Genomic DNA, 14,985 nt, shown 5'->3' with positions numbered 1-14,985 from the left:
CTTTCCCTACAACAAAAACCATGGGAGACACATGAAGTACCTGCTACGCCATACGCGCATCGGCACCCGCCTCGCCGTCGCTTTTGCCCTGATCCTGGTGCTCGCCACCATCGCCACCGCTTCCGCCCTCATGACCGCCCGCGCCAACGCCGAGGCCACCGAAAGGATGCTGGCCGTGCCGCTGGCCAAGGAACGCATGGTGTCCGACTGGAACGTGAACACCTATTCCGCGATCGTGCGCACCTCGCTGATTGCGCGCAGCACCGACAACACCCTCAGCACCGTCTTCGCCAAGGACATCGCCGACAGCGTCACCCGCAGCACCGAGATCATCAAGAAGGTCGAGCCCCTGCTCGTTTCTCCGGAAGAAAAGGCCAAGTTGCAGGAAGTGCAGGCCCTGCGCGCCAAATACCAGGCCGCCAAGGTCGAGGTGATGAATGCCAAGAAGGCCGGCGACTCCGCGACCGCCGAGCGCCGCTACGACGAGGGCTTCGCCCCCGCCGCCCAGGCCTATTCCGCCGCTCTGCAGGAACTGCTGTCGATCCAGCGCCGCACCATCGACGCAATGACCCGCGACAGCCGCGCCACCTATGAGGAACATTCCCGCCTGGTGCTGCTATTGAACGCTTTGATGATCGTGCTGGGCGCATTCGCCGCGGTGGCGATCACGCGCAGCATCGTCCGTCCGCTGTCGCGCGCCGTGCGTGCGGCCGAAACCGTGGCGGCCGGCGACCTCACCGGGTCCTACGACCACGGCCGCCGCGACGAGATCGGCGCCCTGATGCGCGCGATGCAATCCATGAGCGACGGCCTGGCCAAGGTCGTGGCCGAGGTGCAGGCCGGTTCGCGGACGATCGCCGCCGGATCGACCGAAATCGCCAGCGGCAACCTCGACCTGTCGGCGCGCACCGAACAGCAGGCCAGCTCGCTGGAAGAAACCGCGGCCTCGATGGAAGAACTCACCTCCACCGTGCGTCACAACGCGGACAACGCGACCCAGGCCAACCAGATGGCGCAGGCGGCCTCGCAGGTGGCCGCGCGCGGCGGCGAGATCGTCGGCCAGGTGGTCGATACCATGGGCGCCATCGACGGCGCCTCGCGCAAGATCGTCGACATCATCGGCGTCATCGACGGCATCGCCTTCCAGACGAATATCCTGGCGCTGAACGCGGCGGTCGAGGCGGCGCGCGCCGGCGAACAGGGCCGCGGCTTCGCCGTCGTGGCCTCCGAAGTGCGCAACCTGGCCCAGCGCTCGGCCACCGCGGCGCGCGAGATCAAGGCCCTGATCGGCGATTCGGTCGCCCAGGTGAACAATGGCACGACGCTGGTGCAGCAGGCCGGCGCCACGATCGAGGAAGTGGTCGCCAGCGTGGCGCGCGTGGCCGACATCATGGCCGAGATCACCGCCGCCAGCCGCGAGCAGAGCGCCGGCATCGACCAGGTCAACGCGGCGATCACGCAAATGGACCAGGCCACCCAGCAGAACGCGGCCCTGGTCGAGGAAGCCGCCGCCGCCGCCTCCAGCATGCAGGACCAGTCGGTACGCCTGGAGCAGCTGATGCGCCGGTTCCGCCTGGCGGAGACGGCCAGTGGACGCCAGCCCGGCGTCCGTCCGGCGCCTACGGCGTCCCGCCTTGCCGCACCAGCCGCCGCTGACTAAGGCCTGCGCCGGCTAAGGCCGGCGCCGGTACAGCCGGAATCGCTCGCGGTCGTCGGCCGGCCGCGTCCCCTCCCATACCGCGACCCACCGCCGGCCGTCGACCCGGCGGGGCGCCTCGCCGCGCCAGTCTTCCACCAGCAGCAGGCGGCAATCGGCGGCCTGCTTCGACTCCACTCTCTGCGTGACCACGCCGGTGTAATAGCGCAGCATCGCCCGCTCGCTCTCCCCGAGTCCGGGACTGGCGACGCACTCCGCACCCGGCGCCAGGAAGGGGCGCATCGAGGTGAAGACGTCCCGGTAGGATTTGACCTGGTCGACCCAGGGAGTGAACAGGCCTGCCGCCAACAGCCAGCAGAGGGCGAGACCGACCGCCCATGTCTGCAGTGCGACCTGGCGGGGCGCGCGCCAGAACATCAGCGCCAGCGCAGCCGCGCTCGCCAGCGCGCAGGCGCCGACGACGGCGGCATCGAGATGCCGGTCCGGCACCGGCGGCAGCTGGGCATACAAGCCATGCAGGTGCAGCGGATCGCCCGAAAACATGACATAGGCCCAGGTCAGCCACAGCAAGGCAGCGACGGCGCCGAAGACCAGCCGGGCGGCGCCGCGCCATGCGCGTTCCAGGCGTGCACCGGGCGATACGGCGCTGGACGCACCGAGCAGCGACAGCGGGATCAGCAAGGGCAAGGCGTAGCCGCCGCGTGCGGAAGCCGACAGGACCAGCACGCCCAGGATCACCCCTGCCATGACCAGGTTGGCCTGCAGCAGTTCGTTGGTGCGCAGGGTGCGCCGTTCGCGCCACAGGCTCAGCAGGGCTAGCGGCAGCGCCGGCAGCGTCACCCACCACAGATTCCTCGACCAGAAGCCGCTGTCGTGCGCCGCGCCCAGCTCGGGAACGGCAAAGCCGACGAAGCGCCCGATGTTGTTCACCCAGAACCAGTCGGCAAACAGCGCTGGCGAACGGGCATACAGGACGGCCGGCCAAGATCAGGAGCCAGGGCAGCGCCGCGGCCAGGGCCGCCAGCCCGGTACGCAGATAGGCACGCCGGCGCCAGCAGCCCTTTCGCCAGGAAGCCGATGCCGACGCCGGTGCCGATTTCGAGCCCGCTCGCAACCGGCGACTGGCGCCATCGCGGCAGGCCGGCAAGTCCGACCGCCACGCCGGCCAGCAAGGCCAGGTCGGTCAGCATCAGGTGGGCGTAGGTTTCCAGTCCCACGCAGGCGAGCAGCACGAAGACCGCGGTGCGTCCGAACTCGCGCCCGCGCCAGCGGCGCCCGCAGCGCGCGACCGCGCCGCAGGCAAGCACGACGAAGACCCCGGCCGCCAGACGGGCGCCGTCGCACATCGGGAGAACGCCGGCAAAGATCCGGGCGAGCGCCGCGGCAAGCCAGTAGAACAGCGGCGGCTTTTCGAGGAAGGTTTCGCCGGCCATGGTCGGCACCACCAGGTCGCCCGTGGCCGACATGCTGCGCACGATTTCCGCGATATAGGTTTCGTCCTGTTTCCACGGCTCGTGGCCGAGCAGGCCGGGCAAGGCATACAGGAGGATGAAACAGGCGAAGGCCCGGCTCGAGCCGGCCAGCACGAAGCGGCTGCGCTCGAACCCGCCCGCGGACGGCGCCGGGTCCGCCGGGCGCCGTCCGGCCTCGGCGGCGCCGCGAACCGGCGGCCTTTCACGTTCAATCAGGGAAGACTCGTAATCCATCGATGACCCAGTGCGTAAAGACTGCAGGTGATTCTAGTCCCGCATGCCGTAAGCATGGGTTACAGATTAGTCATCTTTGAAGCAGCTCATGCATCGTCAGGAAACGAGGAACGCGGAGGCCGCGGCGCCGAAGCCAGCCAGTGCCGACAGCCCGACGCCCCACAGCAGCCAGCGCCGCCGCGTCAGCACCGTGATGGCCGCCAGCGCCACCGCGATCTGCACGCAGCTCAGCGCCAGGGCCAGCCGCTCATGCGGGCGCAGCTTGGCGTCGGACTCCGCCGCCAGCTGGCGCGATTCCTCCTGCAGCTTCTCCGCCGTGCGCTGCACCCCGATCCGCGCCCGGTCTTCCTTGTCGCGCACGTCGGCGAAGCGCTGGCGCTGCGCCGGCTCGGTGGCCAGCGCCGCGGCGACGCCGGCGATCTGCGCCTTGGTCGACTTGGCCTGGTAATAGGCCCACTGGTCGCTGGCCTGGGCCTGCTTCAGGATGCTCTCGTTCTTCAGGAACATCGCCTCGGTCTGCGCGTTCCCGCTCTGGTAGTTGATGAGTGCGCCCACCGTCGACAGGATCGCCGTCATCAGCGCGACCTTCTGCGCCAGGCCGTCGCGTTCGCGCTCGGCGGCTTCTTCCAGCGCATGCTCGTGCGGACTGGGCACTTCGTAATCGTCGTCGTCCATGGCGGCTCCTAATCGCGGAAAACCAGGCTGGCTTCCAGCCCCGGTCCGGCGTTGCGCAGGCGCAGGCCGGCGCCGTGCAGTTGGGCGATCGCGGTCACGATCGACAGGCCGAGGCCGTTGCCCGGCAGGTGGCGGCTCTGATCGACGCGGTAGAAGCGTTCGCACAGCTTGCCGATATCGGCTTCCGGCACGCCCGGGCCGTAGTCGCGCACCGACACCACCGTTTCTTCCTGGCTGGCGTACACGCCGACGTCGACCCAGGTGCCGGCGGGGGCGTACTTGATGGCGTTGTCGATCAGGCTGGCCAGCGCCGTCGCCAGCAGGTCGCGGTCGCCGCGCACGCTCGGCGTCCCGGTGCCGACATAGCGCAGCACCATGCCGCGCTCCTCGGCGGAGGCTTCGTACAGCTCGGCCATGTCGCGCGCGATGGCGGCGATGTCGACCTGGCCGAAGGAGCGGGTCCGCACGCCGCTCTCGGCGGCCGCGATCTGCAGCAGCTTGTCGAACAGGCCGATCACGTTGTCGATTTCTTCGATCGCCAGGCGGGCGTCGCCGACCAGGGCCTGGGGATCGGCGGTGGCGGCGAGCGCCCGCTCGAGGCGGCTGCGCACCCGGCCCAGCGGCGTGCGCAGGTCGTGCGCGATCGAGTTCGACACATGGCGCACACCTTCCATCAGGGACTCGATACGGTCGAGCATCTGGTTGATGTCGGTGCCGAGGCGCGCGAACTCGTCATTGCCCTGCACCGCGATGCGGCTCGACAGTTCGCCGGCGGCGATGCGCGCGGCGGTGCGCCGGATATGGCCGATACGGGCGTCGATCTGGCGCCGGAACAGCAAGGCCCCGGCAAAGGCCAGCAGCAGCGAGATCGAGGCGCTGATCAGGAGCGCGCGCTCGACCACCTCGCGGATGGCGTCGAGTTCGCTGAGATCGCGCCCGACCACCAGTTGCCGGCCGCCGCCGAGCGGCATGGCCAGCAGGCGCACCGACACGACGCCCTTCCTGCGCTTCATCGTGTCGAACACCAGCTGGCCCTGCGGCGCTTTGCCCTGCCAGGGCGGCAGGTTGCCGGCCAGCAGATGGCCGCTGCCGTCGAGCAGGCCGACCAGTTCGGTGTCGCTGTCGATGCGGTCGTGCAGCTGCAGGTCGATCTGGCGTATCAGCTCGGCGTCGCTGCCGGCATTCCACGCGCTGACCAGGCGCAGCGCGATGGCCTGGATCTTGTTGTCCATCGAACGTTCGAACACGCCCACGGTGCCGGCATAGAAGACCGTCGACAGCACCGCCACCGACAGCGCCACCAGCAGGCCGTAGCCGACCGCCAGCCGCGCGACGATCGAGCCGCGCAGGCTAAGCCGCAGACGGGCCATAGCCTGAGGCGCTCAGCACATAGCCGGCGCCGCGCACCGTGTGGATCAGCGGCGGGTCGAAGTCCTTGTCGATCTTGCTGCGCAGGCGGCTGATCTGCACGTCGATCACATTGGTCTGCGGATCGAAGTGGTAGTCCCACACCCCTTCCAGCAGCATGGTGCGGGTGACGATATGGCCTTCGTGGCGCATCAGGTATTCCAGCAGGCGGAATTCGCGCGGCTGCAGCAGGATCGCCACGCCACGCCGCGTGACGCGGTTGGTGCGCAGGTCGAGCTGCAGGTCGGCCACCTGCAGCTGGCTGACCTCGTGCGCCCAGCTGGCCCGCCGCGTCAGGTTGGCCACGCGCGCCAGCAGTTCCGACATGACGAAGGGCTTGACCAGGTAATCGTCGCTGCCGGCGCGCAGGCCGCGCACGCGCTCGTCGACGCTGCTCAGGGCGCTCAGGATCAGCACCGGTGTGGTGTCGCCGCGCCCGCGCAATTCCTCGAGGATGCCGACGCCGTCGACCTGGCCGGGCAGCATGCGGTCGAGCACCACGATGTCCCAGTGGCGTTCGCGCAGCTCGCGGCTGCCGTCGGTGCCATTGTCGAGCGTGACCACGGTATAGCCGGCGGACTCAAGGCCGGTGCGCAGGTAGCTGCAGGTTTCGGCGTCGTCTTCGATGACAAGACAATGTGGCATGGCAATAGAAAAAAGGGGCCGGCGGCATGCCGGCTCGAACAGGCAGTATAGGCGAGCTGCGGATTGCCCGGCATTACCGATCGGTAAGCTGGGCGTTTCTGCAACGGCAAGCCCTGGCCGGATTAAGACTTCGTAATGATTACTCGATGGTAATCTCGCCCCGCTTGCGCCTGCCTATCATGCGTGGCTGTCCAGCGCGAATTTTCCGCGCGTATTTTCCTCAGAGGATAGCATGCGTATTGGCTCACTCATCATCGGCCTGGCGGCCTGCGGCTGCCTGGCTTCGTGCGTCCAGGCCCTCGGCCACGGCGAGGTTGACTGGGACCATGGCGCCCGCCGCGCCAGGGTGCTGGCGACACTTGGCCCGCAGGCGGCCGAAGCCGAAGCGCGGACCTGCGTTCCGGATGGCTGGGACTGGCAGGCGGACCGACGCTACGTGCGGGTACGCTACCGCGGCGTGCGCCTGCACCGTGAGACCGTCGCGACGGTAGCGGAAGGCCTGGCGCCGCAGCCGGGCGACGAGGTCGAGCTGTGGCCGCAGGACTGCCGCGGCGGGCGGCTGGCGCGCGTCGAGCGTGTGCTGTCCCCACCGGCCGCCGATCTGGGGGGCCGGCAGTGAAACCTTTGCGCAAGACCATCCTGCCGCTGCTGGCCTGCTGGCTGGCCGCCGGCCCGGCCGCCGCCCAGGCCCTGCGTCTCGACGAGGCGCTGGCGCTGGCCTACGGCCGCAACCACGACCTGAAGTCCGCCGCGATCGCCGTCGACAGCGCGGCCGCGGCCGTGACCAGCGCCTCTGCCGCGCCCAATCCGGTGCTGACGCTGCAAACCATGAACATCAATCCGGCGGCCGGCATCGGCTCCGGTCCGCTGCGCAGCAAGACCGTCGACAGCGCGGTGCGCGTCGACCAGCTGATCGAACGCGGCGGCAAGCGGCGGCTGCGCGCCGCCGCCGCCGGGCAGCTGGAGCAGGCCGCACGCTTCGATCTCGCGGACGCGCGGCGCCAGCTGCGGCGCGACGTCGCCGGCGCCTATTACGACCTGCTGGCGGCCCAGCGCCGCGCCGGGATCGCCGCCGAGTCCGCGGCGCTGGCCGACCATGCGATGCAGGCGGCCGAGACGCGCCGCCGCGCCGGCGACCTGGCCGGCGCCGATACGGCCCGCCTGCGCATCGACACCCTGCGCGTGCACAACGATGCCGACGACGCCACCGCCGACCTCGACCAGGCCCGGCGCGCGCTGGCCCTGTTGCTCGGCCTGGACGACGCGGCGGCGCTGAGCGCGGCCGACGACTGGCCCGCAGCGCTGCCGCCGGCGGTGCTGGAAGYGGCTGCGGACGCCGCGATCGAAGCGCGCGCCGACGTCGCCGCCGCGCGTGCGCGCGTGCAGGCGGCCCGGACGGCGCACGAGCTGGCGCTGGCGGGACGCACGCGCGACCTGACGGTCGGTGTCCAGGTCGACCACTACCCGGCCAGCGCCGCCAATCCCCAGGGCAGCGGCAACAGCATCGGGGTGTCGGTCCAGGTGCCGCTGTTCGTGCGCTACGCCATGCAGGGCGAGATCCGCAGCGCCGCCGCCGCGCTCGACGCCGCCGAGGAAAACCTGGCCCGGACGCGGCAGAACGCACGCGCCGAGATCGGCAAGGCGAGAGCCCAGGCCGAAGCCGGCGCCCGCCGCGTCGAACGCTACGACGGCGAACTGCTGCCGGCCGCGCGCAAGGCCGACGACACCGCCGAATTCGCCTTTGCGCACGGCGCCATCGGCGTAATGGACGTGCTGGACGTGCGCCGCGCCTGGCGCGCCGCCCAGCTCGACGCGCTGGCGGCGCACGCCGATTTCGCCAAATCCCTGGCGGCCCTCGACGCCGCCCTCTCACGAGAGCACCCATGACGAAGAATCAGAAACGACTGGCGCCGCTGGCGCTTGCCCTCCTCGCCGCCGGGCTCGGCTGGTACGCCATGCGCCCCGCCGCGGAACCGGCGCCGCAGGCACGGACGCAGGCGCAAGCGCAGGCGGCTTCGCGCGCCGGCCAGGATCAACTTTTCAGCCTGCCCGATGGCGGCGCCCAGATGTCCTTCCTCCGCATCGTCCCGGTCAGCGCCCAGGCCCTGCCCGTGGCCGAGCCGGTCGCCGGCCGCATCGCCTACGACGAGGACCGCACCAGCCGGATCGCCTCGCCGGTGCAGGGCCGCGTCACGGCCCAGCGGGTCGACGTCGGCGACAGCGTGCGCGCCGGGCAGCTGCTGGCGGAACTCGATTCGCCCGACCTGGCCGGCGCCCAGGCCGACGAACGCAAGGCCGCCGCCGACGAAGAGCGCAAGCGGCTGGCGCTGGCGCGTACCCGGATGCTGGTCGAGGCCGACGTGCTGGCCCGCAAGGACGTCGAGAACGCGGACGCCGACTACCGCCAGGCCGACGCCGAGGCGCGCCGCGCGCGCCAGCGAATCGGCAACCTGCATGCGCAAGGCAAGGTGGACGGCCGTTTCGGCCTGCGCGCGCCGATCGCCGGCACCGTCGCCGACCGGCAGCTCAACATCGGCCAGGAAGTGCGGCCGGACCAGGCCAATCCGCTACTGGTGATCAGCGACCTGCGCCACCTGTGGGTGATCGCCGACGTGCCCGAGCGCGTGGCCGCCTCGCTGCGCCCCGGCCAGCCGGTGCTGGTGGAGACCGATGCCTTCCCGGGTAAAAGCTTCCACGGCCGCATCAAGCGCATCGGGGTGGCGGTCGATCCGGTCTCGCGGCGGGTGCAGGTGAGATGCGAACTGGACAATCCAGACGGCAGCCTGAAGCCCGACATGTTCGCCCGCGTCGCCTTCGTGCCCGCGGCTGGCGCGGCGCAAGCCCTGCCGGTGCCGAACACCGCACTGGTGACCGAAGGCCTGTACACCTACGTGTTCGTCGAACGCGACCGCGGCACGTTCGAGAAGCGGCGCGTGCGCGTGGCACTCGGCGGCGCTACCCACAGTTATATCGATACCGGCCTGCACTCGCACGAGCTGATCGTGACGGAAGGAGCGCTGCTGCTCAATGCGGAGGCGTCGAACCATGCTGGCTAAGTTCATCGACCTGGTGCTGCGCCAGCGGGTGGCGGTGCTGTTCCTGACCGCCTGCCTGGCGGCGGTCGGCTGGCATGCGCTGGACGACCTGCCGATCGAAGCCTTTCCCGACGTGCAGGACGTGCAGGTGCAGGTGGTGACCCAGCTGCCCGGCCAGGCGGCCGAGGAAGTGGAGCGGGTGCTGACCCTGCCGATCGAGCGCGAGCTGAGCGGCGTGCCGCGCCAGACCCAGCTGCGTTCCGTAAGCATCGGCGGACTGTCGGTGATCACCCTCACCTTCGCCGACGGCACCGACGATTATTTCGCCCGCCAGCAGGTGCTGGAACGGCTGCAGAACGTGACCCTGCCGGCCGGCGTGCAGCCGGCCCTGGCGCCGCTCAGTACCGCGGTCGGCGAAGTATTCCGCTACGTGCTCGAGGTGCCGTCGGACATGCCCGGCAACGAGGCCAGGGCGCTGCAGGACTGGGTGCTGCGCCCGGCGCTGCGCTCGGTACCGGGCGTGGCCGACGTGGTCAGCTTCGGCGGCACCGTCAAGGAATACCAGGTACTGGTCGATCCGCTGGCCCTGAACCGCTACGGCGTCACCCTGGACCAGGTGCGCCAGGCCCTGAACAATGCCAGCGCCAACGCCGGCGGCGGCCTGGTGCGCCGCGGCGACGAGTCCCTGGTGGTGCGCGGCATCGGCATCTTCGAGCGCATCGAGGACATCGGCCGCGCCGTGGTCAGCGCCAGCAACGGCCGCACCGTGCTGGTGTCGGACGTCGGCCGGGTCGAGGTCGGCCACAGCCCGCGTTCCGGCATCGTGTCGTTCAACCGCGCGGACAGCGTGGTCGAAGGCATCGTCCAGATGAGCAAAGGCGCGAACGCGGCCAAGGTCGTGGCCGACGTCAAGCAGGCGGTGGAGCAGCTCGGCGCGCGGCTGCCGCCGGGCGTGCGCATCCGCACCATCTACGACCGCAGCGAGCTGATCGGGCATTCGGTACGCACCGTGGCCGAGAACCTGGTGGTGGGCGCGCTGCTGGTGATCGCGATCCTCGTCATCTTTCTCGGCAACTGGCGCGCCGCCCTGATCGTGGCCGCCGTGATCCCGCTGTCGCTGCTGTGCGCCTTCATCGTGCTCGACGCGCGCGGGATTCCGGCCAACCTGATCTCGCTCGGCGCGGTCGACTTCGGCATCATCATCGACAGCGCCGTGGTGCTGGTCGAGGCGCTGCTGGTGCGCCTGCACCTGCAGGCGCGCGCCGCCCACCCGCCATCCGCGGAAGCGGCGGTCAGGGACACGGTGGCCGGCCTGGGCCAGCCCATCCTGTTCGCCAAGGCCGTGATCGTGGTCGCTTTCATCCCCATCTACACCTTCCAGCGCGTCGAAGGCAAGATCTTCTCGCCGGTCGCGTTCACGCTCAGCTTCGCGATGCTGGGCGCCCTGCTGCTGACCATGACGCTGCTGCCCGCACTGCTGGCCTGGGCCCACCGCGCCAGCCCGCTGCGCGAGCGGCCGAATGCCTGGCTGGCGCGGCTGCAGCGGGCCTACCGCGCCTTCCTGCTGCGCGCCCACGCGCACCGGCTTGCGGTGTTCGGCGCCTCCGCCGCGCTGCTGGCGCTGACCTTGGCGCTGGCGCCCCTGCTGGGCAGCGAATTCCTGCCGAAGCTGGACGAAGGCAACCTGTGGCTGACCATCGAGCTGCCGACCTCCAGCTCGCTCGAGACCACCAGCGGCATCGAACACCGGGTGCGCGCCATCCTGCAGTCCTACCCCGAGGTCGGGAATATCGTCGCGCACGTCGGCAGGCCGGATGACGGCACCGATCCCAAGGGACCGAACAATATGGAGGTCCTGGCCGACCTGCGCCCGCACCAGGAGTGGCGCTTCGCCGACAAGGAAGCGCTGGTCGCGGACATCTCGCGCCGCATCCATGCGCTGCCGGGCGTGCCGACGAATTTTTCCCAGGTCATCGAGGACAACGTCGAGGAAGCCCTGTCCGGCGTGAAGGGCGAGATCGCGGTCAAGCTGTACGGCCCCGACCTCGCGGTACTCGGCCGCAAGGCGGAACAGGTGGCCGAGATCCTGCGCGGGATCCGCGGCGCCGCCGACGTCGAGGCGGTGCGCATCGGCGGCCAGAGCGAACTCGATATCGCCATCGACCGCGAGCGCATCGCCCGCCTCGGCCTCAACGTCGCGGACGTGAATGGCGCGATCCAGGCCGCGCTGGGCGGGATCGCCGTCAGCCAGTTCTACGAAGGCGACCGTCGCTTCGACCTGACCCTGCGCCTGGACGAGAAGGCCCGCGATTCGCTGGACGGCATCGGCGCGCTGCAGGTCAGCCTGCCAGGCGCGGCCGGCAGCGTGCGCCTGGCCGACATCGCCCGGATCGGCACCCGCCAGGGCGCCGCCCGCATCAGCCGCGAAGGCGGCCAGCGCAACGCCTCCGTAAAGGCCAACCTGCTGGGCCGCGACCAGGGCAGCTTCGTCGCCGAAGCGCAGGCCAAGGTGGCCGCGCAGCTGCAGCTGCCGCCCGGCTACCGGATCGTGTGGGGCGGCCAGTTCGAGAACCAGCAGCGCGCGCTGCGGCGCCTGCGCATCATCGTGCCGCTGACCGCCTTCCTGATCTTCGCGCTGCTGTTCGGCGCCTTCCGCTCGGTGCCCAAGGCCTTGCTGGTGCTGGCGATCGTGCCGTTCACGCTGGTCGGCGCGGTGGCTGGACTGGCCCTGGCCGGACTGCATTTCTCGATCTCGGCGGCGGTCGGCCTGATCGCCGTGGCCGGCATCTCGGTCCAGAACGGCGTGATCCTGGTCGAGCAGATCGTCGAGGTGGCGCGCGGCGGCATGGCGCCGTGGCACAGCGCAGTGGAAGGTGCGGTGGGCCGCCTGCGTCCGATCCTGATGACGGCCCTGATGGCCGGCCTGGGCCTGCTGCCGGCCGCGCTGTCGCATGGAATCGGTTCGGAAACCCAGCGCCCGTTCGCCGTCGTGATCGTTGGCGGCATCGTCTCGGCGACGATCTTCACGCTGGTGCTGCTGCCGCTGGCCTATCCGTATTTTTCCGGACGCGGCCCGCGCCGCGAGGCCGCGGCGCCGGCGCAACCGGCCGAGGAGCCGGTAACTTGAGGAGGGAAATTGGCGGGCAGGTCAGGCGCTCAGGCGCGCCATCACGGACACCACGTGGTCGATCTGCTCGCGCGTATGCGCCGCGTTCAGCATGAAGCGAAGGCGCGCCTGACCCACCGGCACTGCCGGGAACTGGATCGCGTCGACGTGCACGCCCTCGGCCCGCAGCGCGCGCGCGAAATGCTGGCAGCGCGCGGCATCGCCGATCAGCACCGGCACGATCGGCGTGGCGGTCGAGGTCAACTCGTAGCCGAGCGGACGCATGCGCTCGACGAAGTAACGCTGGTTGTCCCACAGGCGCGCGCGGCGCTCCGGCTCTTCCTGCAGGATGTCGAGCGCGGCCAGCAGGGCGTTGGCCTGGTCCGGCGGCGGCGGGCAGGTGAAGCCGTAGGCGGAACTCGTCAGGCGCAGCACGTCGGCCATCTCGCGCTCGAGGGCGACGAAGCCGCCGATCGCGCCGAGCGCCTTGCTCAGCGTGCCCATCTGCATGATGGTCGGGCTGTAGCAGCCGAAGTGTTCGGAGGTGCCGCCGCCGTTCGCGCCCAGCACGCCGGTGGCGTGGGCATCGTCGATGTACAGGATGGCGCCGTAGCGCTCGGCCAGCTGGGTCAGCTCGGGCAGCGGCGCGATCGTGCCTTCCATGCTGAACACGCCGTCGCTGACGATGATCGGGCTGTAGCCGTCGGCCGCCTTGAGCAGCGATTCCAGGTGGTCCATGTCCGCATGGCGGTAGGTGTGGCGCACGGCGCCCGACATCAGGATGCCCTCGCGGATGCTGATGTGGTTGTACTCGTCCGTGAAATAGGCGTACTTGCGCCGCGTCTTGGCGCGGTAGCCGTGCAGGCGCGCGAGCATGCCGGCCTTGGTCAAGGTCGACAGCACGCCGATATTGGTCATGTAGCCGGTGACGAACAGCACCGCGTCGGTCTTGTGCTTGAGGGCGCCGAGGCGGCGCTCCAGCTCGCGGTACACCGGCAGGTCGCCGCCCAGCAGGCGCGACTCGCAGTTGCCGACGCCATAGCGATCGAGGCCGGCCTTGGCGGCATCGACCAGGCGCGGATGGTTGGCCAGTGCAAGGTAATTGTTGGTGCTGAAGGAGACGGCCGCTTCGCCGTTGACCCGGAACACCGGGTCGGGCAGCGTGTCGTGCACCGCCGATTCGTGATGGATGGCGTGGCTTCGCAGCCAGTCGGCGATATCGCTCAGGTCGTGCATGGTGATCGTGTGGCGGTGTGAAGAAGGATGGCGGGGCCAAAGGCCCACGTGCGGAGTGCGTGCAGTATAGGTGCGGCTGAACAGTGGAAATATTACGGTTCGGTAATGTCGTTGTAAGCACGCACGGATGACCAATCTGTAATGACACCGTCATACGACGCGGCTATCATGCGTGCGCTGTCACGAAGTGAGATTCCGATGTTCCGTTTTACCCAACAACAAGCCGCCTGGCTGCTGCTGGCCGCGCTGGCCCCGGCGGGCGCGCGCGCCGACGAACTGCCGCGGGAAGAAACCTGGAATGCCCACGCCCAGGCCACCTGGGTCTGGCAGCTCAAGCCTTCCTTCCCTGCCGCTTACAGCGGGCCGAACAGCCTGTCGCCGCAGCGCGAGACCGGCTATTCCTTCAGCGCCACCGCCGCCTTCGGCCTGCGCCCCTGGGCCGGGGGCGAACTCTATCTCGACCCGGAACTGGTGCAGGGCAAGGCCTTCTCTGGCCTGCACGGCCTGGGCGGCATGAGCAACGGCGAGCAGCAGAAGACCAGCGGCCCCAACCCGACGCTGTACCGCGCGCGCCTGTTCCTGCGCCAGACCTGGAACCTGGGCGGCGAACGGCAGGCGGTGGAATCCGACCTGAACCAGCTGGCGGGTGCGGTCGATAGCCGGCGCCTGGTGCTCACGGCCGGCAACCTGGCCGTCAGCGACATCTTCGACAACAACGCCTATGCCCACGACGCCCGCAGCGAGTTCATGAACTGGGCCCTGCTGGCGCATGGGGCATGGGACTTCGCGGCCGATGCCCGCGGCTATACCTGGGGCGCGGCGCTCGAGTACTACGACGGTCCGTGGGCGGTACGCGCCGGACGCTTCATGATGCCGGCCGAATCGAACGGCCTGCCGCTCGACAAGCGCATCTTCCGCCACTACGGCGACCAGCTCGAAGTCGAACGCGCCACCTCCTGGCTGGGCCAGCCCGGCAAGCTGCGCCTGCTGGCTTTCCGCGACCGCGCGCGCATGGGCGGCTTTCGCGATGCGCTGGCGGCGGCGGACGGCGGCATTCCGGACGTGGGGCAGGTGCGCCGCGAACGCAGCAAGACCGGATTCGGGGTGAGCGCCGAACAGGCGCTCGGCGAGAATGCGGGCGTGTTCGCGCGCGCCAGCTGGAACGACGGCCGCTCGGAGACCTATGCCTTCGCCGAGATCGAGCGTTCCGTCTCCGCCGGGGTCACGCTGCAAGGCGCGGCCTGGGGCCGGGCCGGCGACAGCCTCGGCCTGGCCGTCGTGAGGAACGGCCTGTCGGCCGCGCACCGCGCCTACCTGGCCGCCGGCGGCGTCGGTGCCTTCATCGGCGACGGCCGCCTCGACTACCGCCCGGAATCGATCGCCGAGGCCTACTACAAGATTCCGCTCGCGAAGGGTGTCGAGCTGACGCTCGACTTCCAGCACATCGCCAACCCCGGCTACAACCGGGCGCGCGGGCCGGTCGACGTCGGCTCGCTGCGCCTGCACCTGTCGTACTAA

The 14,985-nt window shown here is 70.1% G+C and carries 12 protein-coding genes; 6 read left to right on the top strand and 6 right to left on the bottom strand.

Features of this window, described 5'->3' with window-relative positions; genetic code table 11:
- The first annotated feature begins 31 nt into the window (after positions 1–31).
- On the top strand, positions 32–1,660 hold the full coding sequence (locus tag AB4Z32_RS13775) for a methyl-accepting chemotaxis protein (protein ID WP_442122417.1): 1,629 nt from the start codon (positions 32–34) through the stop codon (positions 1,658–1,660).
- A gap of 12 nt (positions 1,661–1,672) precedes the next feature.
- Here AB4Z32_RS13775 and AB4Z32_RS13770 read toward each other — a convergent pair whose 3' ends face one another.
- From AB4Z32_RS13770 to AB4Z32_RS13750, 5 genes are all read right to left on the bottom strand, one after another.
- Positions 1,673–2,587 (bottom strand): hypothetical protein, encoded by a 915-nt coding sequence (locus AB4Z32_RS13770; protein ID WP_442122416.1) that lies wholly within the window; start codon positions 2,585–2,587, stop codon positions 1,673–1,675.
- Positions 2,584–3,363, bottom strand: coding sequence for an ArnT family glycosyltransferase (locus AB4Z32_RS13765; RefSeq protein ID WP_442122415.1), 780 nt, complete (start codon positions 3,361–3,363; stop codon positions 2,584–2,586). The genes AB4Z32_RS13770 and AB4Z32_RS13765 overlap by 4 nt, the downstream gene beginning before the upstream one ends.
- A 96-nt stretch (positions 3,364–3,459) precedes the next feature.
- Positions 3,460–4,038, bottom strand: a complete 579-nt coding sequence (locus AB4Z32_RS13760) for a DUF4337 domain-containing protein (RefSeq protein WP_442122414.1) — start codon at positions 4,036–4,038, stop codon at positions 3,460–3,462.
- An 8-nt stretch (positions 4,039–4,046) separates the two neighbouring features.
- Positions 4,047–5,408, bottom strand: a complete 1,362-nt coding sequence (locus tag AB4Z32_RS13755) for an ATP-binding protein (RefSeq protein ID WP_442122413.1) — start codon at positions 5,406–5,408, stop codon at positions 4,047–4,049.
- The gene (locus tag AB4Z32_RS13750) at positions 5,389–6,090 is read right to left on the bottom strand and encodes a response regulator transcription factor (protein ID WP_442122412.1); all 702 of its coding nucleotides are present in this window, start codon (positions 6,088–6,090) and stop codon (positions 5,389–5,391) included. Before AB4Z32_RS13750 ends, AB4Z32_RS13755 begins: the two co-directional genes overlap by 20 nt.
- Before the next feature lie 232 nt (positions 6,091–6,322).
- Here AB4Z32_RS13750 and AB4Z32_RS13745 point away from each other — a divergent pair, with 232 nt between their 5' ends.
- The 4 genes from AB4Z32_RS13745 to AB4Z32_RS13730 are packed head-to-tail and all read left to right on the top strand — an operon-like array spanning position 6,323 to position 12,252.
- The gene (locus AB4Z32_RS13745; RefSeq protein WP_442122411.1) at positions 6,323–6,709 is read left to right on the top strand and encodes a hypothetical protein; all 387 of its coding nucleotides are present in this window, start codon (positions 6,323–6,325) and stop codon (positions 6,707–6,709) included.
- Positions 6,706–7,977 carry a TolC family protein gene (locus AB4Z32_RS13740; RefSeq protein ID WP_442122410.1) on the top strand — a complete coding sequence of 424 codons (1,272 nt, stop codon included), beginning with the start codon at positions 6,706–6,708 and terminating at the stop codon, positions 7,975–7,977. Before AB4Z32_RS13745 ends, AB4Z32_RS13740 begins: the two co-directional genes overlap by 4 nt.
- Positions 7,974–9,146 carry an efflux RND transporter periplasmic adaptor subunit gene (locus AB4Z32_RS13735; RefSeq protein ID WP_442122409.1) on the top strand — a complete coding sequence of 391 codons (1,173 nt, stop codon included), beginning with the start codon at positions 7,974–7,976 and terminating at the stop codon, positions 9,144–9,146. The genes AB4Z32_RS13740 and AB4Z32_RS13735 overlap by 4 nt, the downstream gene beginning before the upstream one ends.
- Positions 9,136–12,252 carry an efflux RND transporter permease subunit gene (locus AB4Z32_RS13730; protein WP_442122408.1) on the top strand — a complete coding sequence of 1,039 codons (3,117 nt, stop codon included), beginning with the start codon at positions 9,136–9,138 and terminating at the stop codon, positions 12,250–12,252. The genes AB4Z32_RS13735 and AB4Z32_RS13730 overlap by 11 nt, the downstream gene beginning before the upstream one ends.
- A gap of 21 nt (positions 12,253–12,273) precedes the next feature.
- Here AB4Z32_RS13730 and AB4Z32_RS13725 read toward each other — a convergent pair whose 3' ends face one another.
- Positions 12,274–13,467, bottom strand: a complete 1,194-nt coding sequence (locus AB4Z32_RS13725; protein ID WP_442122407.1) for an aminotransferase class I/II-fold pyridoxal phosphate-dependent enzyme — start codon at positions 13,465–13,467, stop codon at positions 12,274–12,276.
- Between the two features lie 198 nt (positions 13,468–13,665).
- Here AB4Z32_RS13725 and AB4Z32_RS13720 point away from each other — a divergent pair, with 198 nt between their 5' ends.
- Positions 13,666–14,985: a carbohydrate porin gene (locus tag AB4Z32_RS13720; protein WP_442122406.1), complete on the top strand. Its 1,320-nt coding sequence runs from the start codon at positions 13,666–13,668 to the stop codon at positions 14,983–14,985.

It is taken from the genome of Massilia sp. 2TAF26 (genome assembly GCF_052115005.1).
In the GTDB taxonomy this organism is placed as follows: domain Bacteria; phylum Pseudomonadota; class Gammaproteobacteria; order Burkholderiales; family Burkholderiaceae_D; genus Telluria.
This window is presented reverse-complemented; position numbering and strand designations above follow the sequence as displayed.

Coding starts and splice junctions, on each gene's coding strand:
- AB4Z32_RS13760 (WP_442122414.1), bottom strand. CDS start 4,038: ATGGACGACGACGATTACGAAGTGCCCAGTCCGCACGAGCATGCGCTG.
- AB4Z32_RS13750 (WP_442122412.1), bottom strand. CDS start 6,090: ATGCCACATTGTCTTGTCATCGAAGACGACGCCGAAACCTGCAGCTAC.
- AB4Z32_RS13730 (WP_442122408.1), top strand. CDS start 9,136: ATGCTGGCTAAGTTCATCGACCTGGTGCTGCGCCAGCGGGTGGCGGTG.
- AB4Z32_RS13755 (WP_442122413.1), bottom strand. CDS start 5,408: ATGGCCCGTCTGCGGCTTAGCCTGCGCGGCTCGATCGTCGCGCGGCTG.
- AB4Z32_RS13720 (WP_442122406.1), top strand. CDS start 13,666: ATGTTCCGTTTTACCCAACAACAAGCCGCCTGGCTGCTGCTGGCCGCG.
- AB4Z32_RS13725 (WP_442122407.1), bottom strand. CDS start 13,467: ATGCACGACCTGAGCGATATCGCCGACTGGCTGCGAAGCCACGCCATC.
- AB4Z32_RS13745 (WP_442122411.1), top strand. CDS start 6,323: ATGCGTATTGGCTCACTCATCATCGGCCTGGCGGCCTGCGGCTGCCTG.
- AB4Z32_RS13735 (WP_442122409.1), top strand. CDS start 7,974: ATGACGAAGAATCAGAAACGACTGGCGCCGCTGGCGCTTGCCCTCCTC.
- AB4Z32_RS13765 (WP_442122415.1), bottom strand. CDS start 3,363: ATGGATTACGAGTCTTCCCTGATTGAACGTGAAAGGCCGCCGGTTCGC.
- AB4Z32_RS13775 (WP_442122417.1), top strand. CDS start 32: ATGAAGTACCTGCTACGCCATACGCGCATCGGCACCCGCCTCGCCGTC.